General features: G+C 76.7%; 2 protein-coding genes. Both read right to left on the bottom strand.

The window, feature by feature from the left end:
- Positions 1–623: ABC transporter permease (locus tag AB0N07_RS51890; protein ID WP_365848084.1), on the bottom strand; the 623-nt coding region annotated here is incomplete at its 3' end.
- Between the two features lie 2 nt (positions 624–625).
- Positions 626–1,093 (bottom strand): ABC transporter ATP-binding protein (locus tag AB0N07_RS51885; protein WP_365848082.1); only part of this gene is annotated, 468 nt, incomplete at its 5' end.

The following is a 1,093-nucleotide window of genomic DNA, read 5'->3' as shown; positions in this document are numbered from 1 at the left end:
CCGTCCTGGCCCTGCACCGCGGTCAGCGCCGCGGGTGAGGCCCACACCTGTGCCTGCCCGGAGAGCATCGGGTCGGGGGAGGGCTGGGTCAGGCCCGTGACCACCGCGTCGACCGGCGTGGTGGCCGGGGCGGGCCCGGACTCGCTCGCCAGCGTGACGACGTCGCCCACGGCCACTCCGTGCCGGTCCGCGGTCTGCGCGTCGAGGGTGACGCCGCGGGCGTCGTCGGCGGCGGGCAGCGCGCCGGCGGTCACGGTCAGGCCCGCCAGGGCCGGGTCGTGGGGCAGGGGCATCACCGTGGTGCCGAACTCGGCGTCCGCGGCGCGGGCCGTCGCCCACGCCATCCGCAGGGCGTACGCCTCCTCGACGCCGTCCAGGCGGGCCAGCGGGCCGGGCTCGGCGGAGGTGCCGGCGAGGTCGGAGACGTCCTCGGACCCGCTCGGCAGGACCACGAGGTCGGCGCCGGCGTAGGTGCTGCCGAGCGTGGCGCGCAGGGTGGCCTGCGCCGTCGAGGAGACGAGGAAGGAGGCCGCGAGGAACAGGGTGCCGATCAGGATGGCCAGCACCAGGGAGACGTAGCGGCGCGGCTGGGTGCGCAGCTGGGAGAGGGCGACGGTCCACACGGTCAGCGCACCCCGCCCTCGGCCGGGGCGGACAGGGCGGTCAGGGCCGCGGTGACGGACTCGACCGTGGGGTCCACGAGCTCGCCGGCCAGGCGGCCGTCCGCGAGCAGCACGACGCGGTCGGCGGCGGAGGCGGCCACGGGGTCGTGGGTGACCATGATGACGGTCTGGCCCATCTCCCGCACGGACCGGCGCAGCAGGCCGAGCACCTCGGCGGAGGTGGCGGTGTCCAGGTTGCCGGTGGGCTCGTCCCCGAACACGACGTCCGGTCGGGTGAGCAGGGCGCGGGCGACGGCGACGCGCTGCTGCTGACCGCCCGAGAGCTCGTGCGGGCGGTGGCCCAACCGGTCCGCGAGGCCCAGGGCCCGGGTGATCTCCTCCAGCCACGCACGGTCCGGGGCACGGCCGGCCAGCTCTAGCGGCAGCACGATGTTCTGCTCGGCCGTGAGCGTGGGCACCAGGTTGAAGGC

The organism is Streptomyces sp. NPDC051172 (assembly GCF_040682555.1).
Lineage (GTDB): Bacteria > Actinomycetota > Actinomycetes > Streptomycetales > Streptomycetaceae > Streptomyces.
This window is presented reverse-complemented; position numbering and strand designations above follow the sequence as displayed.